This is a genomic window from Paraperlucidibaca wandonensis, assembly GCF_042677145.1.
Lineage (GTDB): Bacteria > Pseudomonadota > Gammaproteobacteria > Pseudomonadales > Moraxellaceae > Perlucidibaca > Perlucidibaca wandonensis.
Genome location: NZ_JBHTIT010000001.1, coordinates 130,269 through 155,673, shown reverse-complemented (window position 1 = coordinate 155,673; position 25,405 = coordinate 130,269). Strand labels below are relative to the sequence as shown.

Below are 25,405 nucleotides of genomic sequence, written 5' to 3'. Positions count from 1 at the left end.
TATGCTTAATTTCAGCTACCGCAACCCCGTTAAAGTTCTTTTTGGCGCTGGCATGATTGCCCAAATGAGCAAGGAAGTGCCCGCCAATGCTCGCGTGCTAGTGACTTACGGCGGCGGTAGCGTGAAAACTACCGGCACGCTAGATGAAGTCAAAGCAGCGCTGGGCGATCGCCATATTATCGAGTTCGGCGGAATCGAACCCAATCCCAGTTTTGAGACCTTAATGCAGGCCGTTGAGCTTGGCCGCAGCGAACAAGCAGACTATATCGTCGCTGTCGGCGGCGGCTCGGTCATGGATGGCAGCAAATTCATCGCCGCCGCCATTCATCACGATGGCGAAACCATGGACATCTTAACCAGTCGTGGCCGCTCGGTTAAGCAAGCGCTCCCACTTGGTGTGGTCGTCACACTAGCTGCCACTGGCTCCGAGACCAATAACGGCGCGGTGGTCACCATTCGCGCCACGCATAGCAAAATGGCCTTTAGCAGCCCGCTACTGTTTCCACAATTCGCTGTCATGGATCCAAGCAAAACCCTAACGCTGCCGAAGCGCCAAGTTGGCAACGGCGTAGTCGATGCTTTCGTTCATGTTGTTGAGCAATATCTGACTTATCCCGTCGATGGCAAAATTCAAGACCGTTTCGCCGAGGGCATTTTACTTACGCTCATCGAGGATGGCCCACGTGCATTTAGCGAGCCCGACAATGTCGATGTACGCGCCAACCTGATGTGGGCCGCCAGCCAAGCCTTGAACGGTCTAATTGGTGCTGGTGTGCCGCAGGACTGGTCGACGCATATGATCGGCCACGAACTCACCGCACTGCACGGCCTCGATCACGCGCAAACTCTGGCGGTAGTGCTGCCGGCCATGCTCGACATCCAGCGCGAAGCCAAGCAAGACAAATTGGTGCAGTACGCCGAACGCATTTGGGGCATCAACTTTGGTACGCCAAATGAGCGCATCAGTGCCGCCATTGAGCGCACCCGAGAGTTTTTCGAACGCCTAGGCGTGGGCACCACACTTAGTGCTTATGGCCTTGGCGAGCAGCACATCGACACCATTATTGAGCAGCTAAAAGCGCACGGCATGGTCAAGCTCGGTGAGCGTCAAACCATCACGCCTGAGGTTAGCCGCAAGGTCTTAGAGGCCGCGCTGTAATGGCCAGTTTTAATTTCGAAACCAGCCCTCGCATTGTTTGCGAGCAAGGCAGTGCAGCACGAATTGGTGAGCTAGCGAAGGGCTTAGGCGCCAGCCATGTGTTTATCGTCACCGATGCGTTTTTGCACAATAGCGGACTAACAAAGTCGCTACTCGCAGGCCTAGGGGCTCAAAAGTTAAAGCACACTTTATATACCGATGTGTTGGCCGACCCACCCGAGGCTAGCGTGCAAGCAGCGGTAGCTCAAGCTATCGCCAGTGGGGCCGATGCAGTGATTGGCTTTGGCGGTGGCAGTGCCATGGATACGGCGAAATTAGTGGCGCTGTTAGTGCGCACACCGCAAGACATCCCAAGCATTTATGGCGTCGATATCGCACGTGGCCCGCGTCTGCCATTAATTCAAGTACCGACCACCGCTGGCACAGGCTCAGAAGTCACGCCAATTAGCATTTTGACCACGCCTAATGATGAGAAAAAAGGCGTTGTTTCAAGCGCTCTCTACCCCGATATTGCTGTGCTCGACAGCACGCTAACGCTAGGCCTGCCGCCAGCCATCACCGCAGCAACCGGCATTGACGCCATGGTGCACGCGATCGAGGCCTACACCAGTCGTCACAAGAAAAACCCCCTATCGGATGCGCTCGCGCTGCAGGCCTTAAAAGCCCTGCACGACAATATCCGTACCGTGCTCGCTGAGCCGAAAAATGCCGATGCGCGTGAAGCCATGCTCATGGGTTCGCTTTTCGCCGGCATGGCCTTCGCCAACGCGCCGGTAGCTGCCGTGCATGCACTGGCCTATCCACTCGGCGGGCGCTATCACTTGCCGCACGGCCTAACCAACGCACTAGTGCTCAGCCCCGTGCTGCGCTTTAACCAACCTGCTGCCGCCATGCTGTATGCAGAGCTAGAGCGCGCGCTAAATATTCAAGCCAGCAGCGACGACCAAGTAGCCTCACTAGCCTTTATTGAGCGCATGACTGCATTAGTCGCCGAGATGCCATTTGCCCAAACGCTTAGCGGCAATGGCGTGCACGAGGCCGACCTGCCGCTATTGGCGCAAGATGCCATGGCTGTACAGCGCTTGCTCATCAATAACCCGCGCGAGGTCACATTAGCTGACGCCCTCGCGATTTATCAGTCGGTGTATTAAGCCCTAATGAAAGACCTAAAACTCAACAACCGCGACACGTTCAAGCATTTTCTGAGCATGCCCACACGATGGATGGACAACGATATTTACGGCCATGTGAACAACGTTAATTACTACAGCTTTTTCGACACCGCGGTGAATCGCTACCTGATTGATGCTGGCGTGCTCGACATACATCACGGCAGCGAAATCGCTTTTGTGGTGGAAACTCACTGCAACTATTTAGCGCCCATTGCCTTTCCCGACACCATCACCGCCGGTGTGCGAGTCGCACATTTGGGCACACGCAGTGTGCGCTATGAGATCGGCCTATTTCGTAATGACGACGACACGCCAGCCGCTGTTGGCCACTTTGTCCATGTTTATGTTGATCGCGCCAGCAGCCAATCGGTTGCCATTCCACAGGCCACGCGTGCCGCACTCATACCATTGCTGATAGGCCACTGAGCTGGCAAACCTCGTGCAAGCGCTATTTTACGGAGAGCATCATGACATTTAGTAATTCACTGCTGCGCCAACTCGCTTTTATCAATGGCAAATGGCAGGCGGCCAACTCAGGTGCGACCTATGCCATCAACAACCCAGCCACTGGCGAACACATTGCCGATGTGCCCGATATGGGCGCTACGGAAACACAATTAGCTATCGAGGCCGCCGAGCGCGCATTACCAGCATGGCGAGCACTGGCAGCGAAAACGCGCAGCCAAATTCTCAAGCGTTGGTTCGACCTCATTATGGCCAACCAAGAAGATCTCGCGCAGTTGATGACCGCCGAGCAAGGCAAGCCTTTGGCTGAGTCACGTGGTGAAGTCGCCTATGGTGCTTCGTTTATTGAGTGGTTTGCCGAAGAGGGCAAACGCGCCTATGGCGATGTCATTCCTGGCCCTACACCTGATCGCCGATTAATCGCACTGAAGCAGCCGATCGGCGTTACTGTCGCGATTACGCCGTGGAACTTTCCCATCGCCATGATCACACGCAAGGTCGCACCGGCGCTTGCAGTCGGCTGCACTTCAGTGGTCAAACCCGCCGGAGTTACTCCACTTTGTGCGCTGGCTTTAGCTGAGCTCGGCAAGCAAGCCGGCCTGCCTGATGGCGTGTTAAATATCATCACTTCAGCTCACGCATCTGTCGTTGGCGAAGTGCTCACGCAAAGCCCCATCGTGCGCAAATTGTCCTTCACTGGCTCGACGCCGGTGGGTAAAAAACTCATGGCCGCCTGCGCCGACACGGTTAAACGCGTGTCGCTAGAGCTTGGCGGTAATGCCCCGTTTATCGTGCTCGAAGACGCTGACTTAGATGCAGCCGTTGTCGGGGCGCTAGCCTCTAAATATCGTAACGCCGGGCAAACCTGTGTCTGCGCCAACCGCTTTTTGGTGCATGAAAAAATCTACGATGCCTTTGCCGAGAAACTACAAGCGGCCGTGGCAAAGCTTGTAGTTGGTAATGGCGCCGACGAGGGCACAACCATCGGCCCGCTAATCAATGCCGCCGCCGTCGATAAAGTCGAACGCCTGGTCAATGAAAGCATCGCCGCTGGCGCGCATGTCGCCATGGGCGGCGCACGCCATGCACTCGGTGGCAGCTTCTATCAACCCACCGTGCTGCTAAACGTCAGCAACGACATGCCCATCGCGCAGCAAGAAAGCTTTGGCCCAGTTGCGCCGCTCATTCGCATCCGCGACGCCGACCACGCCGTAGCCCTAGCCAACGACACTAGCGCGGGGTTGGCCGCTTACCTTTATGGCCGCAATTTGCAGCAACTATGGTCGGTGGCCGAGCGTTTGGAGTACGGCATGGTAGGTATCAATGAAGGCATTATTTCCAACGAAATGGCGCCATTCGGGGGGGTAAAAGAGTCCGGCCTTGGCCGTGAAGGCTCGAAATATGGCATCGACGAATACTTAGAAACACAGTATTTATGTTTAGGCGGTATGAGCGATCGCTGATGGTCAATATCAAACGTGTTTACGAAGAGCCTAGCCCTGAGGATGGCCGTCGTATTTTTGTTGATCGCCTCTGGCCGCGCGGTGTGCGCAAGCAAGACCTACCTTTCGATGACTGGTGCAAAGACGCCGCGCCCAGCACCGCACTGCGCACTTGGTATGGCCATCGCACAGAGCGCTTCGAGGAGTTTAGTCAGCGCTATGTGCAAGAGCTTAACGCTGAACCATCGCATTGGATGAATTTACTCGGCATGGCGCAAGATGGCCCAATAACTCTGCTATTTGCTGCGCGCGACCCCGACACCAGCCATGCGCGCGTGCTTGCTGACTTCCTCGAGGATGCGCTGGATAAGCAGCAGGATCCAAGTTCATCGGTGTGCTATGCCGCGCAATTTCCGCACTAATTAGCACGTAGTTTAGCGCGACCTATAAATCATCCCATCTTTCCATCAGGGCGAGGCGCCAGCAAAATACCGCTATAACGCAGCAAAAATAGGCCGAAAGCCAAGCTCCATAATGCCGCTGCCAACCACCATCCCAGCGGCAGCGCAATCCAATTCAGTGCCGCCGCTAAGCGTACCAACACAGCAGCTGTCACCAAGATATAAATCCATACGCCGCCACTCGGCAACTTAAGCGGACGACCGGTATGCCCCATGCACACTCGCGTCATCACGCCTAAAATCATCGTTCCCATCGCGCCGGCACCAAGCGTATGCAGCCACACATTCGCTGGCAACCAGCCCAGTGCCGTGCAAGCAAACAACAAGTAACCGATAGCAACCCAGAGTTGGCCAAGCTGTAGCACCCAAAGCAATGGCTCCTGCCTCACCCAATACAATCGCCATTGCCACAACCTAGCTAACGTCACCACGCCAGCGCCTAGCGCCATCACGGCACCAAGCGGTGATAGTTGGGCAAACATGGCCTGCGTCAATACCAGCGACACGGCCATGATCAAGCCAATGCGATCTAAGCGCTCATGACTAGCGATCTGCGGCGCTTGTGGAACATTTTGGCGCAACCAATTATTGGTAAATGCTGGCGTAATACGACCGCCCACCACCAAAATTAATGCGCCCGCCAATAAGATTTGTGCGTGAAAAAAACGTACTTGATCGGTGATATGAAAGCCAAGATCCAAGAGCCAAAAAAGGCAGATGCCACAGACTAAAATCAGCTGGCGCTTTTGCTTGGCGCGCCACACTTTAAGGCCAAAAAAGCAGGCCACCATCGGCATAAATGCCAAATCAACGATGGCTGCCACTACTTCAAAACCTTGGCCAAAGCCCATTGCTAGGCGACCGGCAAGCCAGACCAACCAGAGCATGAGCAAATGACTACGAGCCGGTGGCGGCGTACCCGTCCAATTACAGACTGCGGTGAGCAAGAAGCCGGCAATGGCTGGATATAAAAACGCCGCCAGCATTTCGTGCTGATGCCAGAGCAGCGGTGGCAATGCCAAGTGCGCGCTCACCCCGCTGGTGAGCAGATACACCCAGAGCGGAATCAGCACGGCGGCCATAATCGCCGAGCTTAAAAAGAAGATGCGAAATGGATGCGCAAGCACGGTAAAACGATCATTCATCAGCGACATCGCATAACTCTCCAAAAATAAACAGGTAAATAATATGCTTCTTTGGAGAAGAATGCAGCTATGGTGGCACTCGGAGTCGCCATGCCCGTGAAGAGCATTGTATTGACTTGCTAGGCCAGCTATTTCGGACCTAAAGTCGGCTCCACCGAGCCGATGAATACCTCGGTAACCTCCTCGCTCGAAAGCGACTTACTCAGCAACCTATCGGCGACTATTTGCACCCTATAGTACGCCTCTCAGACAATGGAATAAGGCATGCCAAACCACAGCCTAAATGCTCTGACTCAGCGAAGCGCCCCGCTGCTGAAAATTTTAGGCTGTGAGTATCCGATCATGCTCGCCGGTATGGGCGGTGTCGCGCGCCATAAGCTTGCCGCTGCCGTTAGCAATGCCGGAGGTTTTGGGGTGCTCGGCATGGTGCGCGAGCCAGCCGCATTAATCCGCAGTGAGATCTTGGCATTGCGCGAACTCAGCCAAGCGCCATTTGCCGTGAACTTAATTCCGGCCTGCACCAACGCAGCGCTATTGAAAGAACAAGTCGACACCTGCTTGGATCTAGATGTGTCTACGTTTGTGCTGTTTTGGGAAGTCGACACGGCCTTGATTCGCTACTTAAAAAGCCTCGGCAAAACCGTGATTCATCAAGTGGGCTATCAGTGCGATGCCGATGCCGCGCAAGCTGCCGGCGCTGATGTATTGATCGTGCAAGGCCAAGAAGCCGGCGGTCATGTTCGTGGCCAAACCTCAACACTCTCTTTATTGCCGCAAATTATTCAGCACTGTGATGTGCCGGTGGTAGCCTCTGGCGGCATCGCAAGCGGTCAAGCTGTGGCGGCGGCAATGATGCTTGGCGCTCAAGGCGTGAGCTTAGGCACAGCCTTCCTAGCTACTCACGAGGCCAATGCTCACCTGCATCATAAGCAGCGCGTGTTGGCGGCCGAAGCCGATAAAACCATATACACCACGCTTTTTGCGCGCAACTGGCATGAGGCCGCGCCCGTGCGCGTACTGGCCAATGCCGCCACTCGTGGCGAATACGACAGTGCCGATCGCGACCTGATAATTGGCCATCAAGATGGTCAGCCGGTGTATATCTTTTCCACCGACTCGCCACTCGTTGGCGCCACCGGTAAGCTCGACGACATGGCGCTGTATTGCGGCCAATCGTGCAGCCAAATCTCTACGCTGTGCAGCGCCGCCGAGCGCTTTCAACAAATCGCTGAAGACGCGGCCCAACGCTTGAATCAACTGCCATAGCATTAGTGCCTGATGGCTGGGTTTGCTATCCTCCCAGCCCTCACTCATCGGCCACGCACCTTTAGCTTGTGGCCAGCAAACACTAGGCTTGTTTCATCTATGAGCAGCGATAACGCCCAACACACGCCAATGATGCAACAATATTTGCGCATCAAAGCCGAACACCTCAATGAGCTGGTGTTCTATCGCATGGGCGATTTTTACGAGCTGTTTTTCGATGACGCCAAAAAAGCCGCACGCCTGCTCGACATCACGCTAACGGCGCGAGGCAAATCGGCTGGCGCACCTATCGCGATGGCCGGCATTCCGTACCATGCCGCGGAAAACTATATCGCCCGCCTCATTCGCCACGGCGAATCAGTGGTGGTTTGCGAGCAAGTCGGCGAAGCCGGCGCACAAAAAGGCCCAATGGAGCGCCAAGTCGCGCGCGTGGTCACGCCTGGCACCGTGAGCGATGACGCTTTTTTAGATGAGCGCCGCGATACGCTACTCGCCGCGTTAGTCTGCCTAAATGAACGCTGGGGCTTGGCGTATTTAGACATGTCTAGCGGCCGCTTTAATGTGCAAGAGCTCAGCGACATTGACCACGTGCTCGGCGAGCTCGCACGCATCCAAGCAGCTGAAGTGCTCTACCCCGAAGATGTTTCTTGGCGCGCCCAGCTCGAAGGCCAGCGCGGTCTACGTGGACGCTTACCGTGGCATTTCGATCGTGACAGCGGCCATCGTCAGCTCTGCCAACAATTCGGGGTGCATGACCTACAGGGCTTTGGCTGCGAAGCGATGCCCAGTGCCATTGCCGCCGCTGGCGCTTTGCTAGTCTATGCCCGCGAAACCCAGCGCAATGCTCTGCCGCATTTACGTGGTATCCAAGTCGATAATGCCAAAAACACACTGCAACTCGATGCCGCAACACGGCGTAATCTCGAAATTACCCATACCCTCGCAGGCGATACACGTAGCACTTTGGCCGGCATTCTCGACCAAACTCGCTCGGCTATGGGCAGCCGCTTATTGCGACGCTGGCTGCATCAGCCTATTCGTGTACGTGAAATTCTGCTCTGGCGCCAACAAGCCATCGATGAACTCATCGCTGACCATGCCTGGGATGAACTCAGCCAGCCACTAGCTGATATGGGCGATGGCGAGCGCGTACTTTCGCGCGTGGCATTGCGCAGCGCCCGCCCGCGCGACCTGGCACGTCTGCGTGATTTACTCGCACTCATCCCAGATTTTGCGCAATGGCTTAGCATCCGCCAATCCACACGCCTACAAGCGCTAGCCGGCAACATCGCACCACAACCCGCGCTGGCAGATCTCTTACAACGCGCCGTGGTTGAAGCGCCTCCAGCAGTTTTACGCGATGGCGGCGTCATTGCCGATGGCTTCGATGCTGACCTCGATGAGCTCCGTGGCTTAAGCACAAACGCCGGCGATTACCTGCTCGCGCTAGAAGCAAAAGAGCGTGAAGCCTCTGGCATTGCCGCACTAAAAATTGGCTATAACCGCGTCAGTGGCTATTACTTCGAGCTCTCGCGGCTACACGCAGAGCAAGCGCCAGCACATTTCATTCGCCGCCAAACGCTGAAAAATGTTGAGCGCTACATCACGCCCGAACTCAAAGCCTTCGAAGATAAAGCGCTGTCGGCCTCGGCCCGAGCCTTGGCACGCGAAAAACAGCTGTTTGAAGACTTGCTCGATGCCATCATCTTTGAACTCACACCGCTGCAAGCACTCTGCGAATCGCTAGCCGAGTTAGATGCGCTAGTCTGTCTCGCCGAGCGCGCTGATACGCTGAATTGGGCCAAACCAACACTGCTCGACGAACCCGGCATTACCATCGAGGCCGGCCGCCACCCTGTGGTCGAGCGCTTACTCAGCGAGCCTTTCACCGCCAATGATCTTCGCCTCGACAACGAGCAGCGTATGTTGGTGGTCACTGGCCCGAATATGGGCGGTAAATCCACCTATATGCGGCAAACCGCGCTCATTGTGCTGCTCGCGCATATCGGCAGCCATGTGCCCGCCAGCGCTGCCAGCATTGGCCCAGTCGATCGCATCTTCACGCGTATTGGCTCATCAGATGACCTCGCCTCTGGCCGATCCACTTTCATGGTCGAGATGACCGAAGCCGCCACTATTTTGCATAATGCGACACCACACAGCCTAGTCATCATGGATGAAATCGGCCGTGGCACTAGCACCTTCGACGGCCTCTCACTGGCGTGGGCGGCGGCAGAATACCTCGCTATGCAATGCCGCTCCTTAAGCTTGTTTGCCACGCACTATTTTGAACTCACGGCACTTCCTGATTTGCTCGAAGGTGTCGCCAACGTGCATCTAGCCGCTGCCGAACATGATGGCCATGTGGTGTTTTTACACTCAGTAAAACCTGGTCCCGCCAGCCAAAGCTACGGCCTGCAAGTCGCACAGCTCGCGGGTGTGCCAGCAGAAGTTATTAGCCGAGCGCGTGAACGCTTAGCTCTGCTCGAATCGCAAAGCGTGAGCCTGCGCTATAGCGAACCGCTTACCGCCCTCGCCACGCCAACTGCCTCACCGGCAGATACACCACCAACTGCCGTAGCTGCCGACACACCTCAGCGCAACACATCACGCAAACTCAGCCTGCGCAACGACAACCCGCAAGCAGACCTATTCGCCACCCGCCAACCTAGCGATGTGGAGCTGTCGTTACGCCAGATCGATCCAGATAGCCTGAGCCCACGTGAAGCGCTTGAGCTGATTTATGCGCTGAAAAAACAACTGTAGTCATCATCACTATCAGTGCTGCTGATAGAATTACTCAGCATGAGTCAATTGCCACACTGATGCTGCGACAGTAAACTAGCCGCCATTAGTCATTAGTCACCGGGATTGCTTAACCATGACATTCGTCGTTACCGAAAACTGCATCAAGTGCAAATATCAAGACTGCGTGGAAGTGTGCCCAGTAGACTGCTTCTATGAAGGCCCAAATTTTTTAGTGATTCACCCAGATGAGTGCATCGATTGCGCACTTTGCGAGCCAGAATGCCCAGCCAACGCCATTTTCTCTGAAGATGAGCTACCAGAAAACCAAAAGGCATTTATCAAAATCAACGCCGATCTGGCGCAGATTTGGCCAAATATCACCGAGATTGGTGAGCGTCCAGCAGACGGTAAAGAGTGGGATGGCAAGCCGAACAAGCTGCCTTTGCTAGAACGCTAAAGCCTAGCGCTGTGGTCTACTCTTATAGCGTCAGATAAACAGTGAAGTTTAAATACAAAAAAGGAGCTAAATAGCTCCTTTTTTGTGGCCGACTCATTCCCTCGCTCGACCACATCCTTGTCCCCTACCCTGGGAGTTCACATCATGCGTACTTCCTACACACCATCCTTGTGCTCGCATAATCCTTTAAGCGGCGTCCTGATAAGGCTAATGGTAGTAGGTTTACAGGGCCGCACAATATGCTGAGCGATCCAACCTATGATGGGTTTGATTTTACCCTTTTATATTCAAATAGATAAAAAAAGACCCAACAATAGTTTGAAAGTAATTACCGCAATATGGCGTAAAATACAGGGTTTCTTGTAAGGTATTTCTTACATAAAAAAAGGGCCCACATCATGTGAGCCCTGAAAAACAATCATCGTTGTTGCACACCGTCGTCTTCATCCTGTGAGATTAAACGTGTGGTTCGCGTTGCGGTTGACGTAATAATCTGGCAAATGTCAGACAAAAACGATATGAGGTTTGTGGCATTTTGTTGCGTTACGTTAATGCGCTCTGCTTCCCAGTTGGAGAGACTGGCCAGCGCATAATAAATCTGGCGCCACCTAGCTGGTGACTCTGGTCTACATAAATCGTACCTTCAAACCAATGCACGATGCGACTGACAATAGACAGGCCTAAGCCATAACCGCCGGTACTGCGCGTACGGCTATCATCGAGGCGAGTAAACGGCTCAAAAATACGCTCACGATGCGCCTCTGGAATGCCCGGACCGTCATCCTCAACCCACAATACGACATAGTCACCATCACGGCGCAGTGTTGCGCGCACATCATGGTTGGCATAGCGCAGGGCATTACCTACTAGATTTTGGATGACACGATGGGCGTAACGCTCAACGCTTTGAATCACCAAGTCATCATCTACAATCACCGTCAACTTGGCAGGCTTTCTCAGCGCATCAGTCTCACGCTGAATACGCCCCATCAAAGCAGTCATATCCAGCGGCTCAAAGCTCAGCTGCGGGCGGCTCTGCTGTAGCGTGGCGTAAGTCAAAATCTCATCAATCAATTGGTTTAGCTGATTGATATCTTCATCGAGTAGTTCGAGCTGCTGAAAGCGATCCTCCTCATCGGGAGAGCCCGCCATCATTTCCATACCAAACCGTAGGCGCGCTAAAGGCGTGCGCAACTCATGCGATACCGCTTGGGTTAATTCGCGCTGCGAGTCTAGCAAACGCTTTATATGCGCCGTCATCTGGTTGAGCGTCTCAGCTAAACGACCAATCTCATCGCTACCACTGACATCAGCCCGCGCGGTTAAGTCACCCTCTCGCAGACGTTGCACAGTCGCGCCCAACGAGACAACCTTGATCTCGAAGTTATGAATAACCCAATACGCACCCAAGGTAATAAAGAACAGCGCAATCACACAGGCAATAACCAGATGCTGAAATGGTAAAGGGTCAAATAATTCGAAGGGGCCAAGCATTAGCACTTGGCCGGAGCGATTTTGGCTAGGCGCATAGACCGTCATGGCCGAGCGCGTGGCACTGGATGAAAGCTCGCCAAAACTCACGACAATCTCATCTTGCTCAAGACGAATACGCTGATCGCGGTCTAGCCTGACCTTACTCAATGGAATCATCGCCATCGGAAAGCCAACAAATGGCGATAGCGTCTTCAGGCGAATTTCTTCTTGGCCGGGATAGTTGGCGAGATCTTCTAAATAAAAGTTTGCCGCCGCCCTAGCCTGCTGCTCACCAATACCTGCTATGCGCGTGGTTAAGTACGACAGCTTTCCTGGCAACGGCACACGAATATAAATATCGCTGGCATCACCCATCGTACGAACCACGGTGTAGCCCTGAGCTAAACGCTCTTCTTCATGGCCAGTGGGCGAGATGGGTAAGGCACTAATCAGCTGCAAGGGCGCATCAATAAGTAACGAAGCATCTTGCAACCATAAAGCGCGTTGCTCGGCCTTTTGTCGCGCTACAGCAATTGCCGTGATGTGAAACACCGCTGTCGACATACGCTCGGTATATTCTTGCGCACGCTGATTATTCATCCAGTGCATCGTGATATAGGTGAGGAAGCTAACTGCCACCACCGTCAACAAGATGCCGCCGTAAATCCCGACAAAGATGCTCTTAGTGCGAAAGGCTCGCAGCATTAGGCGTTGCCACCATCCTTCACAAAGAGATAACCCTTGCTGCGCACAGTTTTAATAATGCGCGGGCTATCGGGGTCATCGCCAATTTTTGGACGAATACGCGAGATACGGACGTCGATTGAACGATCTTGGCCGTCATACTCAATGCCGCGTAATTTCGAGAAGATATCTTCGCGCGACAATGTTTTGCCAGCACTAGAAGCTAGCAGCCAGAGCAGGTCATATTCGGCGCTAGTGAAGTCAACTAATTCGCCAGCCAATGTTACCGAACGTGCACCATTGTCGATGATCAGCTCACCAAAGCTAATGCGCTGCGCTGTCGATTCAGTGCTCTCACCACGGCGTAGTTGCGCACGAATACGCGCCAGCAATACACGAGGCTGCACAGGCTTAGGCACGTAATCATCCGCGCCCATTTCCAAGCCCAAGACTTGATCCATATCGTCAGTACGTGCCGTTAGCATAATGATCGGCTTATTAAACTGGCCGCGCACTTCGCGACAAACAGTCAGGCCATCGGCGCCAGGCAACATAACATCGAGCACAACGAGGTCGGGCTGCTCATCAATGATGCGGCGAATAGCACGCTGGCCATCACCTTCAATACTCACTTCCAAGCCATTACGGATCAAGTATTCCTGAGTCAGCTCTGCTAAGCGCTGGTCGTCTTCTACAATCAAAATCTTCGGCGGCGCTTCGTGAGATGCCATGCCATGCTCCCTATTCTTCTTATGTGTTAACTAAAACACGCGTGTTACTGCCACTGCGCGACAAAGCAAGTGGCTCATGTTGCAGTTTATACGGTTTTGTAAACATTCATATACTGCAACGCAACGAACACTGCGGCTAGTGATAGAACAATTTATCGAGTTGCGAAACAGCTCAAAACACAATATCTAGTGTTTTGAGCTAAGTCACTAATATTTCGACCAAAGTTAAGTTATCCCAAGGGATACCCGCAAGCTATGCACAACTTATCCACAGATTTGACGCTCAGAGAACTCAGCCAAACACACTATCTAGTGTGTCACCTGCATACATAAACACTATATATAGCGATATTTTCTTAAAAAACGCTGGACATGATATGCCCATACGCGGTTTTATACACACCAGCTGCAAGAGGCTGCACACTCGCCAACTTGCACATCAGCCACCTAAATGCTGAACTCAACAACCACAATATCTAGTGTTCGACAGTCGCCACCACTGTCTTTATTCAGGCCACACACTGTGTCCTGTTGCCGAGGAATCTATGCAAGCAGACATTTTCGCCGAAGCCACCACGCAAACGCCAACCACTCCGACAACGCCCACTGCCGGCACTGCGCCAGGCCAGCTGCGTGTTATTAAACGCAATGGCACTGTGGTCAGCTATGACGACAACAAAATCGCGCTAGCCATCAGCAAGGCCTTTTTAGCCATTGAAGGTTCGGCAGCAGCCAACTCCAGCCGTATTCATGAAACCGTGGCTCAGCTCACCACATTGGTGTCGGCCACGTTTAAGCGCCGCATGCCCAGCGGCGGCATGGTTCATATCGAAGAAATCCAAGACCAAGTTGAACTGTCTTTGATGCGCTCCGGTGAGCAAAAAATTGCTCGAGCCTATGTGCTCTACCGCGATGAGCGCGCCCGCGCCCGCGATATCGAAACACCTGCGTCGACACGTCATCACCCGACACTGCACGTGCTAAAGGCCGATGGCAGCCGTCATCTGCTCGATCTTGGTCGCCTCGAAGCCTTAGTGGTCAACGCCTGCGAAGGCCTGAGCGGTGTCGAATCGAAAGCCATTGTTGAAGACACTCTGCGCAACCTCTACGACGGTGCCGCAGAAACTGACATCAACAACGTTTTAGTCATGTGCGCCCGCGTGATGATCGAGCAAGAGCCCAACTACACCTACGTTACCGCCCGTCTACTGCTCGATCATCTGCGCAGCGAAGGCTTGTCGTTTATGGGCATTGCTGAGCTGGCATCACAAGGCGAGATGACTCAGTACTACCCGCACGCACTGCCGATCTACATCAATCGCGGCATTGAGTTAGAACTGCTCGACCCTAAACTGGCCGACTACGACATGGCGCGCTTAGGCGCAGCCCTGAAGCCAGATCGTGACTTCCAGTTCACTTATCTTGGCCTGCAAACGCTATACGACCGCTATTTCTTACATAGCAATGACGTCCGTTTCGAGCTGCCGCAAATTTTCTTTATGCGCGTCGCCATGGGCCTAGCCATGCAAGAGCCGGGTGATCGTGAAGCCCGCGTCATCGAGTTTTATGACTTGATGTCCAGCTTCGACTACATGGCATCAACACCAACTCTATTCAACGCCGGCACCCTGCGTCCGCAGCTTTCCAGCTGCTACCTGACCACGATTCCCGATGACCTGCACGGCATCTATGGCGCCATCCAAGATAACGCCATGCTGTCGAAATGGGCCGGTGGTCTAGGCAACGACTGGACGCCCGTGCGCGCACTCGGCGCCTACATCAAAGGCACCAATGGCAAGTCACAAGGCGTCGTGCCATTCCTGAAAGTCGCCAACGACACCGCTGTGGCAGTGAACCAAGGCGGCAAACGCAAAGGTGCGGTCTGTGCTTATTTAGAAACCTGGCACTTAGACATCGAAGAGTTTGTCGAGCTGCGTAAAAATACCGGCGATGATCGTCGTCGTACACACGACATGAATACCGCCAACTGGGTGCCCGACCTGTTCATGAAGCGCGTCTTCGATGGCGGCCAATGGACTCTGTTCTCGCCATCTGATGTGCCCGATCTGCATGATCTGTACGGCAAGCCCTTCGAACAGCGCTACACCGAATATGAGCGCATGTGCGACAACGGCCAAATGCGCCTGTACAAACGCATTCAAGCGCAAGATTTATGGCGCAAAATGCTCTCGATGCTGTTTGAAACAGGCCATCCTTGGATCACTTTCAAAGATGTCTGCAATCTGCGCTCGCCGCAGCAACACGTCGGTGTCGTGCACTCGTCAAACCTGTGCACCGAGATCACGCTAAACACTAGCAAAGATGAAATCGCGGTCTGTAACCTAGGCTCGGTAAACTTGGTAAACCACGTATCCGAAACCGGTCTAGACCAAGACAAGCTGCGCCGCACTGTGCGTACTGCTGTGCGTATGCTCGATAATGTCATCGACATCAACTACTACGCCGTTGAAGCTGCACGCACCTCAAACATGCGCCATCGCCCCGTCGGCATGGGCATCATGGGCTTCCAAGATGCGCTGTATAAGCAGAAACTGGCCTATGCTAGCGATGACGCCGTAACTTTTGCCGACCGTTCAATGGAAGCCATCAGCTACTACGCCATCGAAGCTTCTTGCGAGCTAGCCGGCGAACGTGGCCGCTACTCGACATTCGAAGGCTCACTATGGAGCCGTGGTGTATTGCCTATCGACTCGCTATGGGCACTCGCTGAGCATCGCGGCGCACAATATGTTGAAGTCGATTTCAGCCAAACGCTGGACTGGGCAACATTGCGCGATCAAGTAAAAACCGTCGGTATGCGCAACTCCAACGTCATGGCGATTGCGCCAACGGCAACGATTTCGAATATTTGCGGCGTCTCGCAATCGATCGAGCCGACCTACCAAAACCTTTATGTGAAATCGAACCTGTCGGGCGAGTTCACCGTAGTTAACCCCTACTTGGTGCATGAGCTGAAAGCACGTGGCCTATGGGATACAGTGATGGTCAACGACCTGAAGTATTACGAAGGTTCGGTGCAGAAGCTCGAGCGCGTGCCTGCCGACATGAAAGCGATTTATGCCACCGCGTTTGAGATCGAACCGCGCTGGTTAGTCGATGCCGGTTCGCGCCGCCAGAAATGGATTGACCAAGCGCAATCACTGAACTTGTACTTGGCTGAAGCATCGGGCAAAAAACTCGACATCACCTACCGTATGGCGTGGTATCGCGGCCTAAAAACCACGTATTACCTCCGTGCCATTGGCGCCACAGCGACAGAGAAATCGACGGTTTCCGACGGCGCGCTGAACGCGGTAAAAGCACAAATTGAAGACATGGTCGTCGCAGCACCAGTACCACTGGCCTGCTCGATCGACAATCCAGACTGCGAAGCCTGTCAATAAGGCGTAGGCTCTAGGAGATAGAATATGATTAGTTGGGATGATTTTAATGCGGACGAGAAGCCCAATGCGCCAGCACCGATTCCGTCGAAAAGAACTGAGACGCCAGCTGCGAACCCAGCAAGTGCGCCGACAGAGGCAGTGGTTTCTGCTGCGCCATCTGCAGCCGGATCTACCCCTCGTGGACTTGAGGCACCTGCTGCCATCATCACAGAGGCCATCACTCGCGTCAGCAATGACGCCCGAGACGCCGTAGAGGGCTCTGCTCACGAGCGCGCTGCGGCGGCCTTGGCTGCACTCGACCCCGCTCCCGGCCTAGAAGACCTGGAAATGGGTGCCGAGCGCATTCGCGTCGATGACAAACGCATGATCAACTGCCGTGCTGACCTTAACCAGCTCGTACCATTCAAATACGAATGGGCATGGCAAAAATATCTCGATGGCTGCGCCAACCACTGGATGCCACAAGAAGTGAACATGTCGAAAGACGTGTCCATGTGGAAATCTGGCGATGGCCAACTAACCGATGACGAGCGCCTAATCGTCATGCGCTCATTGGGCTTTTTCTCCACCGCCGACTCACTGGTGGCGAATAACTTGGTGCTGGCACTCTATCGCCACATCACCAACCCAGAATGCCGCCAATACTTGCTACGCCAAGCTTTTGAAGAGGCCATCCACACCCATGCTTACCAGTACTGCATTCAGTCGCTGGGCATCGATGAGGGCGAGGTCTTCAATATGTATCGCGAAGTACCGAGTGTGGCGCGTAAAGCGGCATGGGGCTTGAAGTACACGCAAAATCTCAGTGACCCAAGCTTCAAAACTGGCACTATTGAGAATGATCAACGCTTATTGCGCAATCTGATTGCGTTCTACTGCGTGCTCGAAGGCACCTTCTTCTACTGTGGCTTTACCCAGATTCTCTCCATGGGTCGCCGCAATAAAATGACCGGTGTCGCTGAGCAGTTCCAATACATCCTGCGCGATGAATCCATGCACGTGAACTTCGGCATCGATGTCATCAACCAAATCAAAAACGAAAACCCACAGTTGTGGACCAAGGCTTTCCAACAGGAAGCCACGCAAATGATCTTGGAAGGCACTCAGCTCGAAGTCGAATATGCCCGCGACACCATGCCGCGTGGCGTGCTCGGCATGAACGCTGCGATGATGGAAGAGTATCTGCAATACATTGCCAACCGTCGCTTAATGCAGTTAGGGTTAGCTGAACAGTTCCCGGGCGTTAAAAACCCTTTCCCGTGGATGTCCGAAATCATGGACTTGCGCAAGGAAAAGAACTTCTTTGAAACCCGTGTCACCGAGTATCAAACCGGTGGCGCACTAGCCTGGTAGGTCCTATGAAACGGCTGATTATTCTAGCGTTAACGATCATTGTGGTGTTTTCTGGCTGGCGCTGGTGGCAAGCCAGTCAGCCAGCGGCAAACGATGCTGAAGTAAACGCTGAATCAGCGCTCACGACTGGCAAGCAAGAGCCATTGGCCATGCCGGAAAATGCCACTTCTGCTGAGGCCTTAGTGCTAACGCAGGAGTCGGTAGACGCCCTAAAGGCCGAAAATGATGAGCTGGAGTCGCGCATTGCTGACCTAGAGCAGCAGAGCAAAGATGCGCAACAGCTGATTGAGTTAAAAGCCGCTCGTCTGCAAGAGCTAGCAGAAAAGCCCGACGCTCAGTAAATTATGGCGTATTGAGCCATCTGCTTGCTTGATTAAGGCCCTGCCGATGACACCTACCCTGCGCCATCTGACCCAGCACTTGCTCTGGGTCAGCTTAATGCTAGCGCCAATGAGTCACGCCACGACGAGTGCTGCCGTGGAGCTGAACATTGCGCAATGCCAGCTGATTGGCACAGGCCCGGGGCCCGACAAGGTCATCTCGCAGGCTTTAGATACGCCGCGACTCTTAATTTCTAGTCACGATCGTCGACATTTTGCACGCACTGGCGAGATCTACGCTTATACGCCAAGCACGAATGCCATGGTGGTCTTGCCACGCGTCGGCGAGCCCGAAAAATTTCGATTTCGCCCTCAAGGCATGGCGCTTCGACACGTTGACAGTCGTTGGTGGCTGTATGTCATCAGCCACGATCGTGACTTAATCAGCGATCAGCACAGCATCGCAGTCTATGAAGTGCTTGACGATCAGCTACGCTTTCACGAGCTGCTCACCTCTCCGCTACTGAGTGCGCCCAACGATATCGCCATCGCGCCCGATGGCACACTTTATGTCACCAACGAGCGCGCCAATGGTGCCAGCATCGTCGAGTGGCTATTTTTACAGCGCAAAGCTACCGTGGTGATGTATCGCCCGGGCGAAGGCTGGCGCGTCGCCGCTGGTCAATTTGCCATCGCCAATGGCGTGGCTATTCGCGGCGATAATCTTTGGGTCACGCAAACATTGGGCGAGGGTTTAGTGCGCTTCAAGCGTGGCAAAGATGGCCAGCTTAGCGAGCGCACCAGCGTGACAGCACTATCGTTACTCGACGGCCTCAGCGTTGCGAGCAATGGCGACCTGCTCAGCAGTGCCTACCCATCACTCATAGGTCTTGGCTTGCATTGGCAGCGCCCTGCGTCGCAATCGCCAACCAAAATTTATGCTATCAATCCCACCACAGGTGCCAGTCGCGTTATTTTTACAGATAGCGGCGAACGAATTAGCGCCATTAGCAGCGTACAATCCTTCGATGGCCGGCTCTATGCAGGCCAGCTATTTGACCCTTACTTGCTCAGCTGCCCATTGCCTGCGAGCCTACAATAATCCGCTTGCGCACCCCGATTTATGACCGAGCCTACCCCTACGCTAGACCCCATTATTGATGACGATCACCAGCGCCGCTTTGCTGGCGTTGCGCGAGTCTATGGCGACGTTGCACTTGAGCGCTTCCAAAGTAGCCATGCCGTAGTAGTCGGCCTTGGCGGCGTTGGCTCCTGGGCATTAGAAGCACTTGCTCGCAATGGCATCGGCCAGCTCACGCTAGTTGATCTTGATGTGTTGGTTGCATCCAATGTGAATCGCCAGCTTCCAGCCATGACATCAACCTTTGGCCGTGGCAAAGCCGAAGTTTTGGCTGAGCGCGTACGAGATATTAATCCGCGCTGCCAAGTGCGAGTGGTTGATGATTTTCTGACGCGGGAAAATGCGCTGGATATTCTCACGCCACAGCCCGACATCATTTTAGATTGCTGCGATGATGCAAAAGCCAAACTCACACTAGCGCTACATGCACGCCGTCATCGCAATGTATTGGTGGTTTGCGGTGCCGCTGGCGGCAAAATGGATCCTACGCGTTTGCATATGGCCGACCTAGCGCTCACTGAGCAAGATCCACTGCTCGCGCGTTTACGCAAACGCCTGCGCAAGCATCATGGCTACCCTCTCGAGGCTGGCAAAGTATTTGGCATTAGCTGTATTTATTCAGATGAGCCGATAAGCACGCCGCCAGATATGTGCGGCAGCGCATCGCTAAATTGTAGCGGCTATGGCTCTTTGGTAACGGTGACCGCGAGCATGGGTTTGCTCGCGGTGAGTACCGCCCTTGCGCAGCTGCTGCGGCGCAAGGTGCGGACTTAACACTTATTGCTTAACGTTTACTGGGGTACGCAGTCGGCCATTGCTCCGGCGCTTTCAGCCACCGATGCAGCAGTTGCCGCTGCTTCAGCCGACATGCCTGGCACTAGGCCCGACTTCAACATGCCGCCGGCCATTTTGCCGAACATGCCACCTAAGCCACCGGTTTTTGATGTAGCTGACGCCTGACAAGGGCCAGCTGCTACTTGTTGTGCTTGAATTTGCTGTTGTGCTTGAGCCAAAGCCTGCGCCTGGGCTGCTTGATACTGTTTGCGTTGCGCAGGTGTCATGGCGTTGACCTGTGCTTGCGCGAGCGCTTGCAGCTGCTCTGGCGTCACACCTTGTAGCTGAGCATAGGCCTGCACCTGTGCTGGAGTCATGCCCTGCTTAATCAACTGCTGCTGCTGAAGTGCCGTCAATGCCGCTGCTTGGCCTTGAGCATTAGCAGCGGCTTGCGCATAGGCAGCTACTAGCGCTTTTTGCTGAGCTGGTGTCAGCGTCTGACCATTGGCCTGAGCTTGGTTTGCTAGGGCTTGGGCAAGACCTTGCTGGATGGTTGCTGGGTTAGCGGCCACAGTGCCATAGGCGTTTAAGTTGGCTGCAGCGGCAGCAATAGCAGCGGCTGCTTGCTCATTACCAGCGTTATTGCCAGCGCTTTGATTGGCGATATTCGCAGCGGCGCTGAGCAAATCACCCCAGCCAGCCATTGCCATTGGTGCGTAGCAGCTAGCCGCTACAGTAGCGGCTATGAGTAGTTTTTTCATGGAGGCTCAGCCTTTATATTTAATTCAAGGCAAATATAATTTTAGCGCTAGTGAGCCGACAATCCCCCGTTTAGGGGGTATGAAAAATACTGAATATTTTTGTAACTCCAGTTGTCTAGGCAAATCGAGAGCAAAAAAAACCACGGCATGGGCCGTGGTTTTTTTCAACATCCCGCGGGGACTAACTCAAATGAATTAGTGACCGCCGCCGGTAACGCCTTTAACCATTTCTTCCAAGACTTTTTTGGCATCGCCAAACACCATCATGGTTTTGTCTAGATAGAACAGGTCGTTATCAAGGCCAGCATAGCCTGTTGCCATCGAACGCTTAATCACCATCACGGTGCGCGCACGGCTAGCTTCCAAAATTGGCATGCCGTAGATCGGTGATGCTGGATCATCTTTCGCTGCGGGGTTAACCACATCGTTAGCGCCAATGACCAGAACTACGTCGGTAGAGGCGAAATCGCTATTGATTTCGTCCATCTCGCACACGTCTTCGTATGGCACATCGGCTTCTGCCAACAACACGTTCATGTGGCCAGGCATACGGCCTGCAACCGGGTGAATGGCATAGCGCACTTTCACGCCCTGCTCTTTCAGTACCGTTGCTAGCTCTTTCACGGCGTTTTGCGCACGCGCTTGAGCCAAGCCATAACCAGGCACAATGACCACAGAATCAGCATTAGCCATCATGAATGCCGCATCTTCAGCCGAACCAGACTTGTGTGTCTTCTCTGTGCCATCGCCGCTAGCAGCAGCAACTGCTGTAGTACCGAAGCCGCCGAAGAGCACGTTCAGTAGCGAACGGTTCATGGCATTACACATGACGTAGGAGAGAATGGCACCTGACGAACCCACTAGCGAACCAGCGATGATCAACATCGGGTTGTTCAATGTGAAACCGATACCGGCAGCAGCCCAACCCGAAAACGAGTTCAGCAGCGACACCACCACAGGCATATCGCCGCCGCCGATGGGGGCAATCCAGATAAGGCCAAATGCCAATGCCAACGCTGTCATGGCGTAGAAGGCGTTGAGGTCTTCAGTACGGAAATAGACCATACCAAAGCCGACCATACCCAAGAACAAGATGGCTTGCAGTGGTTTCACCCAAACGCCGCTAACCGATTTCGCCCACTTTTTCGCGGCCAATTTGCCATAAGCAAAGACCGAGGCCGTGAAGGTGATAGCACCAACAAAGCAGCCAACAAAGAGTTCAAAACGGTGCAATGCGTCGTGATGAACACCTTCGTGCAATACCGCTGCAATAGCGATACAGACAGCCGAGAGACCCACCAAGGAGTGCATCATCGCCACAGTTTCAGGCATTTGCGTCATCGGCACAGTGCGCGCACGCGCCAAGCCAACCACAGCACCAGCAATCATCGCGCCGATGATCATGCCGAGCACGGGGTTAGGCGCAACAAAGAACGTGGTCAGAATGGCCAGCGTCATGCCGATCATGCCGTAACGGTTACCCATGATGGCTGTTTTTGGACCCGACAAACCGCGCAGGGTCAGGATGAACAGAACAGAGCCGACCAAATAGAACCAGTCGGCGTATTGTGCAAAATCACTCATTTGAGTCGCTCCTTACTTCTTCTTTTTCTTGAACATATCAAGCATGCGTTCGGTAACAGCAAAGCCGCCGAAGATGTTGATACTGGCCAAGAAAACAGCGAAAGCGCCCAAAAGGCTGGTAGGGGTAATGGTTTGCAGCGCAGCAGGGTCTGTGCCCGTAGCCACGGTTTGCAGCATGGCACCGACAATAATAATGCCGGACAATGCGTTGGTTACCGCCATTAATGGTGTGTGCAGCGCAGGTGTTACGCCCCAAACCACGTAGTAGCCGACATAAATAGCCAGCACGAAAATGGTAAAGGTAGTGACAAATGGCACGCTGGTAGCGTGCTCTGCCAACTGACTTACCTGAGACATATCAATCATTTGGAAAGCTCCCGATCAATTCGGTTTTTGGTAGTTGACCGTGCCGGCATCAACAATCAGCGTGGGCTTAACCATGTCATCTTCACGGTTCAAGACGATCTCGCTGGTTTCTTTGTTGTGCATTGGCGCTAAGAAATTCAGCATGTTGCGGGCATATAAAGCAGAAGCTTCAGTTGCCACTAATGCCGGAATGTTGCCAATACCAACAATGCGCACGCCGTTTTCAGTCACCACGATTTGATCGAGCTGCGAACCTTCGACGTTACCGCCTGAGCTCACGGCCATATCGATAATGATCGAACCTGGCTTCATCTTCGCAACAGTCTCGGCTTTCACCAATGTCGGCGCTTTACGACCAGGAATCTGTGCTGTGGTAATCACCACGTTGGCATTCGACACCGCTTTATCGACCACAGCCGCTTGATCACGGATGTATTCTGGCGATGGCTGCCAAGCGTAACCGCCCGTGCTCAAGGCTTTGGCGGCCTCTTCTTCGCTCATTGGCACGTCTAACCAACGACCACCGAGCGATTCAACTTGCTCGCGTGCAGCAGGACGCAAATCTGACGCTTCCACCACAGCACCTAAGCGCTTAGCGGTCGCGATGGCTTGTAGGCCAGCCACGCCAACACCCAAGATCACGGCGCGTGCAGGCTTAATAGTGCCAGCAGCGGTCATCATCATGGGAAATAGGCCTGCGTATTCGTTCGCAGCCATGAGCACGGCTTTGTAGCCGGCCACGTTAGCTTGCGACGACAGAATATCGGAGCTTTGCGCGCGCGTGATGCGCGGAATCAATTCCATCGCAACGCAGGTCAGACCTTTAGCGGCATAAGCATCGAAATGAGTGTTTTGATGAGGTGCAAAAGCAGCCAGTACAGTTGCACCTTGCTTCATCAAGGCCACTTCATCAGCGGTTGGTGCAGCAACTTTCAGCACAATATCTGATGCACTTAATGTATCAGCAGCACTAGCAGCGATGCTGGCACCAGCGGCTTCATAGGCGCTGTCGATACAGCTAGCGGCAACACCAGCACCAGCTTGCACAACAACTTTGCAGCCCATAGCCACAAACTTCTTTACGGTCTCTGGAGTTGCAGCGACACGCGTCTCGCCAGCCAGAGTTTCCGCGGGGATACCAATCTGCATGGTTCGTCCTCATCTTGCGTTTAAGCCGCCCATCATACGTGAATAGAGGAGCGACTCGGTAAAAGCGGCAGATTACCGCAGGAAGTAACCGGCGGATTGTAAGCTATCTGCTACGACTTTTGTCGAGGCTATGCAGAGAAAATGCCAGAAATTCGTTTACACAAAATTACCAAAAACCTGATGTAATGCTCAACAAGTTTACACTTGCGTGGTAAATTCACTCACACACAACAATAACACTTGAGTGAACCTGTCATGCCTATTTCACGCCTAGCCGCAGCGGCCCTACTAGCCTCTACATGCAGCGCTGCACTCGCTGATGTTCCTGAGCAAACCAACGGCGTATACAACTTTTATATAGGCGCCATGTTCAATGCCACCGATGATAGCCGTCAAAATGTTGACCACGGCTATGGTGTAACGGGTGCGTTAGATATTCCCATTATGAGCTGGGGTGAGCGTTGGGCGTTTGAGATTGCCGCCAATGCCAGCACGCTAAAAACCAATAAAACCCAAGATACCAACTACTTTCGCCAAGCATTAACCGGCTCGCTGATGTATTCATTTGGCGATCGCGATGAATTCACACCTTATGTCCTCGCTGGCGCGGGCTATGTGCACAACGACACTAACTTTCTCGATGAAGATGGCCTAACCGCTCATGTCGGTCTCGGCCTAACCAAACTCATCGGTAAAACAGTTCGTGGCCGTATAGAGGTTCAAGGCGTGTATGACGACTTTAATAGCAAAGATATTTTCGATACCACTCTAAGTGCTGGTGTCGAAGTGCCATTAGGCAAAGTCGAGCGCGTAGAGGTGATTCGCGAAATAGAAGTGATTCGTGAAGTGCCAGCACCTGCCGTAGCTCCTATCATTAAAGAGGTTGCTCCAACTGACACCGACAATGATGGCATCGCCGATGATCGCGACCAATGCCCAGACACACTGGCCGGCGTCCGCACAGACAACACCGGCTGTGCCATTGCCCAAGCAGCAACACTCAACAACATCGAGTTTGACACGAATAAAGCCACACTAACTGCCGCCTCAAAAGCGAGCATTAGCGAAGCCGCTAAATTCTTTGAAAAACAAGCCAACCTACGCGCCATCATCGCCGGCCATACCGATGATGTTGGCAGCGACAACAGCAACCAACGCCTATCACTCGCGCGTGCCGCTGCCGTGCGTAGCGCACTGATTGCTGAAGGCTTAGATGGCAAACGTTTTCAAGCGATAGGCCTGGGTGAAACCATGCCTTTGGTAACAAATAACAGCGCTGAAAATCGCGCCAAAAATCGACGTGTTGAGTTCTTACTCAGCATTTCAGAAGCAAACTAAGATTTTAATTAA

21 protein-coding genes are annotated in these 25,405 nt (G+C 53.6%); 14 read left to right on the top strand and 7 right to left on the bottom strand.

Features of this window, described 5'->3' with window-relative positions:
* Position 1 precedes the first annotated feature (1 nt).
* From ACFQ0F_RS00690 to ACFQ0F_RS00670, 5 genes are read left to right on the top strand one after another with little or no spacing between them, the layout of a single operon-like run.
* Positions 2-1,159, top strand: a complete 1,158-nt coding sequence (locus tag ACFQ0F_RS00690) for an iron-containing alcohol dehydrogenase (protein ID WP_379067958.1) — start codon at positions 2-4, stop codon at positions 1,157-1,159.
* Positions 1,159-2,310: an iron-containing alcohol dehydrogenase gene (locus ACFQ0F_RS00685; RefSeq protein WP_379067955.1), complete on the top strand. Its 1,152-nt coding sequence runs from the start codon at positions 1,159-1,161 to the stop codon at positions 2,308-2,310. Before ACFQ0F_RS00690 ends, ACFQ0F_RS00685 begins: the two co-directional genes overlap by 1 nt.
* Positions 2,311-2,316: 6 nt before the next feature.
* Positions 2,317-2,757 carry an acyl-CoA thioesterase gene (locus ACFQ0F_RS00680; protein ID WP_379067952.1) on the top strand — a complete coding sequence of 147 codons (441 nt, stop codon included), beginning with the start codon at positions 2,317-2,319 and terminating at the stop codon, positions 2,755-2,757.
* A gap of 41 nt (positions 2,758-2,798) precedes the next feature.
* A complete protein-coding gene (locus ACFQ0F_RS00675) occupies positions 2,799-4,259 on the top strand; it encodes an NAD-dependent succinate-semialdehyde dehydrogenase (protein ID WP_379067949.1) in 1,461 nt (486 codons plus the stop codon).
* Positions 4,259-4,660 (top strand): DUF488 domain-containing protein, encoded by a 402-nt coding sequence (locus tag ACFQ0F_RS00670; protein WP_379067946.1) that lies wholly within the window; start codon positions 4,259-4,261, stop codon positions 4,658-4,660. The genes ACFQ0F_RS00675 and ACFQ0F_RS00670 overlap by 1 nt, the downstream gene beginning before the upstream one ends.
* Before the next feature lie 29 nt (positions 4,661-4,689).
* Here ACFQ0F_RS00670 and ACFQ0F_RS00665 read toward each other — a convergent pair whose 3' ends face one another.
* Positions 4,690-5,853, bottom strand: a complete 1,164-nt coding sequence (locus ACFQ0F_RS00665) for an NnrS family protein (RefSeq protein ID WP_379067943.1) — start codon at positions 5,851-5,853, stop codon at positions 4,690-4,692.
* A 255-nt stretch (positions 5,854-6,108) separates the two neighbouring features.
* Between ACFQ0F_RS00665 and ACFQ0F_RS00660 the strand changes: the two genes are divergently transcribed.
* The 3 genes from ACFQ0F_RS00660 (at position 6,109) to fdxA (ending at position 10,315) form a co-directional block, all read left to right on the top strand.
* A complete protein-coding gene (locus ACFQ0F_RS00660; RefSeq protein WP_379067940.1) occupies positions 6,109-7,110 on the top strand; it encodes an NAD(P)H-dependent flavin oxidoreductase in 1,002 nt (333 codons plus the stop codon).
* Between the two features lie 99 nt (positions 7,111-7,209).
* Entirely contained in the window at positions 7,210-9,876 is a 2,667-nt protein-coding gene (gene mutS, locus ACFQ0F_RS00655; RefSeq protein ID WP_379067937.1) for a DNA mismatch repair protein MutS, read from the top strand.
* Between the two features lie 115 nt (positions 9,877-9,991).
* Positions 9,992-10,315: a ferredoxin FdxA gene (fdxA, locus tag ACFQ0F_RS00650; RefSeq protein ID WP_340676159.1), complete on the top strand. Its 324-nt coding sequence runs from the start codon at positions 9,992-9,994 to the stop codon at positions 10,313-10,315.
* Positions 10,316-10,858: 543 nt separating this feature from the next.
* On the opposite strand, the gene ACFQ0F_RS00645 is transcribed toward fdxA, so the two are convergent.
* Both ACFQ0F_RS00645 and ACFQ0F_RS00640 read right to left on the bottom strand, forming a co-directional pair.
* Complete coding sequence (locus ACFQ0F_RS00645) at positions 10,859-12,493, bottom strand: ATP-binding protein (RefSeq protein ID WP_379067933.1); 1,635 nt, start codon at positions 12,491-12,493, stop codon at positions 10,859-10,861.
* Positions 12,493-13,203: a response regulator gene (locus ACFQ0F_RS00640; protein ID WP_340676157.1), complete on the bottom strand. Its 711-nt coding sequence runs from the start codon at positions 13,201-13,203 to the stop codon at positions 12,493-12,495. The genes ACFQ0F_RS00645 and ACFQ0F_RS00640 overlap by 1 nt, the downstream gene beginning before the upstream one ends.
* 545 nt (positions 13,204-13,748) lie before the next feature.
* On the opposite strand from ACFQ0F_RS00640, the gene ACFQ0F_RS00635 reads away from it, so the two are divergent.
* Genes ACFQ0F_RS00635 through ACFQ0F_RS00615 form a run of 5 tightly spaced genes read left to right on the top strand, consistent with a single transcriptional unit; the run spans position 13,749 to position 20,195 of the window.
* On the top strand, positions 13,749-16,607 hold the full coding sequence (locus ACFQ0F_RS00635; protein WP_379067930.1) for a ribonucleoside-diphosphate reductase subunit alpha: 2,859 nt from the start codon (positions 13,749-13,751) through the stop codon (positions 16,605-16,607).
* 24 nt (positions 16,608-16,631) lie between these two features.
* The gene (locus ACFQ0F_RS00630) at positions 16,632-17,960 is read left to right on the top strand and encodes a ribonucleotide-diphosphate reductase subunit beta (RefSeq protein ID WP_340676155.1); all 1,329 of its coding nucleotides are present in this window, start codon (positions 16,632-16,634) and stop codon (positions 17,958-17,960) included.
* A gap of 5 nt (positions 17,961-17,965) precedes the next feature.
* Positions 17,966-18,301, top strand: a complete 336-nt coding sequence (locus ACFQ0F_RS00625; RefSeq protein ID WP_340676154.1) for a type IV pilus assembly protein FimV — start codon at positions 17,966-17,968, stop codon at positions 18,299-18,301.
* Between the two features lie 46 nt (positions 18,302-18,347).
* Positions 18,348-19,382: an SMP-30/gluconolactonase/LRE family protein gene (locus tag ACFQ0F_RS00620; protein ID WP_340676153.1), complete on the top strand. Its 1,035-nt coding sequence runs from the start codon at positions 18,348-18,350 to the stop codon at positions 19,380-19,382.
* Between the two features lie 21 nt (positions 19,383-19,403).
* Positions 19,404-20,195, top strand: a complete 792-nt coding sequence (locus tag ACFQ0F_RS00615; RefSeq protein WP_340676152.1) for a tRNA threonylcarbamoyladenosine dehydratase — start codon at positions 19,404-19,406, stop codon at positions 20,193-20,195.
* A 17-nt stretch (positions 20,196-20,212) separates the two neighbouring features.
* Here ACFQ0F_RS00615 and ACFQ0F_RS00610 read toward each other — a convergent pair whose 3' ends face one another.
* The 4 genes from ACFQ0F_RS00610 to ACFQ0F_RS00595 form a co-directional block, all read right to left on the bottom strand.
* Positions 20,213-20,956 carry a hypothetical protein gene (locus ACFQ0F_RS00610; protein ID WP_379067925.1) on the bottom strand — a complete coding sequence of 248 codons (744 nt, stop codon included), beginning with the start codon at positions 20,954-20,956 and terminating at the stop codon, positions 20,213-20,215.
* 195 nt (positions 20,957-21,151) lie between these two features.
* On the bottom strand, positions 21,152-22,540 hold the full coding sequence (locus ACFQ0F_RS00605; RefSeq protein ID WP_340676150.1) for an NAD(P)(+) transhydrogenase (Re/Si-specific) subunit beta: 1,389 nt from the start codon (positions 22,538-22,540) through the stop codon (positions 21,152-21,154).
* 12 nt (positions 22,541-22,552) lie between these two features.
* On the bottom strand, positions 22,553-22,897 hold the full coding sequence (locus ACFQ0F_RS00600; protein ID WP_340676360.1) for a proton-translocating transhydrogenase family protein: 345 nt from the start codon (positions 22,895-22,897) through the stop codon (positions 22,553-22,555).
* Between the two features lie 24 nt (positions 22,898-22,921).
* Positions 22,922-24,055 carry a Re/Si-specific NAD(P)(+) transhydrogenase subunit alpha gene (locus ACFQ0F_RS00595; RefSeq protein WP_340676149.1) on the bottom strand — a complete coding sequence of 378 codons (1,134 nt, stop codon included), beginning with the start codon at positions 24,053-24,055 and terminating at the stop codon, positions 22,922-22,924.
* A gap of 255 nt (positions 24,056-24,310) precedes the next feature.
* On the opposite strand from ACFQ0F_RS00595, the gene ACFQ0F_RS00590 reads away from it, so the two are divergent.
* Positions 24,311-25,393 (top strand): OmpA family protein, encoded by a 1,083-nt coding sequence (locus ACFQ0F_RS00590; protein ID WP_379067921.1) that lies wholly within the window; start codon positions 24,311-24,313, stop codon positions 25,391-25,393.
* Positions 25,394-25,405 lie beyond the last annotated feature (12 nt).

Excerpts from the sequence above, each read along its gene's own strand:
- ACFQ0F_RS00690 (WP_379067958.1), top strand. The coding sequence starts at position 2 with ATGCTTAATTTCAGCTACCGCAACCCCGTTAAAGTTCTTTTTGGCGCT.
- ACFQ0F_RS00685 (WP_379067955.1), top strand. The coding sequence starts at position 1,159 with ATGGCCAGTTTTAATTTCGAAACCAGCCCTCGCATTGTTTGCGAGCAA.
- ACFQ0F_RS00680 (WP_379067952.1), top strand. The coding sequence starts at position 2,317 with ATGAAAGACCTAAAACTCAACAACCGCGACACGTTCAAGCATTTTCTG.
- ACFQ0F_RS00675 (WP_379067949.1), top strand. The coding sequence starts at position 2,799 with ATGACATTTAGTAATTCACTGCTGCGCCAACTCGCTTTTATCAATGGC.
- ACFQ0F_RS00670 (WP_379067946.1), top strand. The coding sequence starts at position 4,259 with ATGGTCAATATCAAACGTGTTTACGAAGAGCCTAGCCCTGAGGATGGC.
- ACFQ0F_RS00665 (WP_379067943.1), bottom strand. The coding sequence starts at position 5,853 with ATGTCGCTGATGAATGATCGTTTTACCGTGCTTGCGCATCCATTTCGC.
- ACFQ0F_RS00660 (WP_379067940.1), top strand. The coding sequence starts at position 6,109 with ATGCCAAACCACAGCCTAAATGCTCTGACTCAGCGAAGCGCCCCGCTG.
- mutS (WP_379067937.1), top strand. The coding sequence starts at position 7,210 with ATGAGCAGCGATAACGCCCAACACACGCCAATGATGCAACAATATTTG.
- fdxA (WP_340676159.1), top strand. The coding sequence starts at position 9,992 with ATGACATTCGTCGTTACCGAAAACTGCATCAAGTGCAAATATCAAGAC.
- ACFQ0F_RS00645 (WP_379067933.1), bottom strand. The coding sequence starts at position 12,493 with ATGCTGCGAGCCTTTCGCACTAAGAGCATCTTTGTCGGGATTTACGGC.
- ACFQ0F_RS00640 (WP_340676157.1), bottom strand. The coding sequence starts at position 13,203 with ATGGCATCTCACGAAGCGCCGCCGAAGATTTTGATTGTAGAAGACGAC.
- ACFQ0F_RS00635 (WP_379067930.1), top strand. The coding sequence starts at position 13,749 with ATGCAAGCAGACATTTTCGCCGAAGCCACCACGCAAACGCCAACCACT.
- ACFQ0F_RS00630 (WP_340676155.1), top strand. The coding sequence starts at position 16,632 with ATGATTAGTTGGGATGATTTTAATGCGGACGAGAAGCCCAATGCGCCA.
- ACFQ0F_RS00625 (WP_340676154.1), top strand. The coding sequence starts at position 17,966 with ATGAAACGGCTGATTATTCTAGCGTTAACGATCATTGTGGTGTTTTCT.
- ACFQ0F_RS00620 (WP_340676153.1), top strand. The coding sequence starts at position 18,348 with ATGACACCTACCCTGCGCCATCTGACCCAGCACTTGCTCTGGGTCAGC.
- ACFQ0F_RS00615 (WP_340676152.1), top strand. The coding sequence starts at position 19,404 with ATGACCGAGCCTACCCCTACGCTAGACCCCATTATTGATGACGATCAC.
- ACFQ0F_RS00610 (WP_379067925.1), bottom strand. The coding sequence starts at position 20,956 with ATGAAAAAACTACTCATAGCCGCTACTGTAGCGGCTAGCTGCTACGCA.
- ACFQ0F_RS00605 (WP_340676150.1), bottom strand. The coding sequence starts at position 22,540 with ATGAGTGATTTTGCACAATACGCCGACTGGTTCTATTTGGTCGGCTCT.
- ACFQ0F_RS00600 (WP_340676360.1), bottom strand. The coding sequence starts at position 22,897 with ATGTCTCAGGTAAGTCAGTTGGCAGAGCACGCTACCAGCGTGCCATTT.
- ACFQ0F_RS00595 (WP_340676149.1), bottom strand. The coding sequence starts at position 24,055 with ATGCAGATTGGTATCCCCGCGGAAACTCTGGCTGGCGAGACGCGTGTC.
- ACFQ0F_RS00590 (WP_379067921.1), top strand. The coding sequence starts at position 24,311 with ATGCCTATTTCACGCCTAGCCGCAGCGGCCCTACTAGCCTCTACATGC.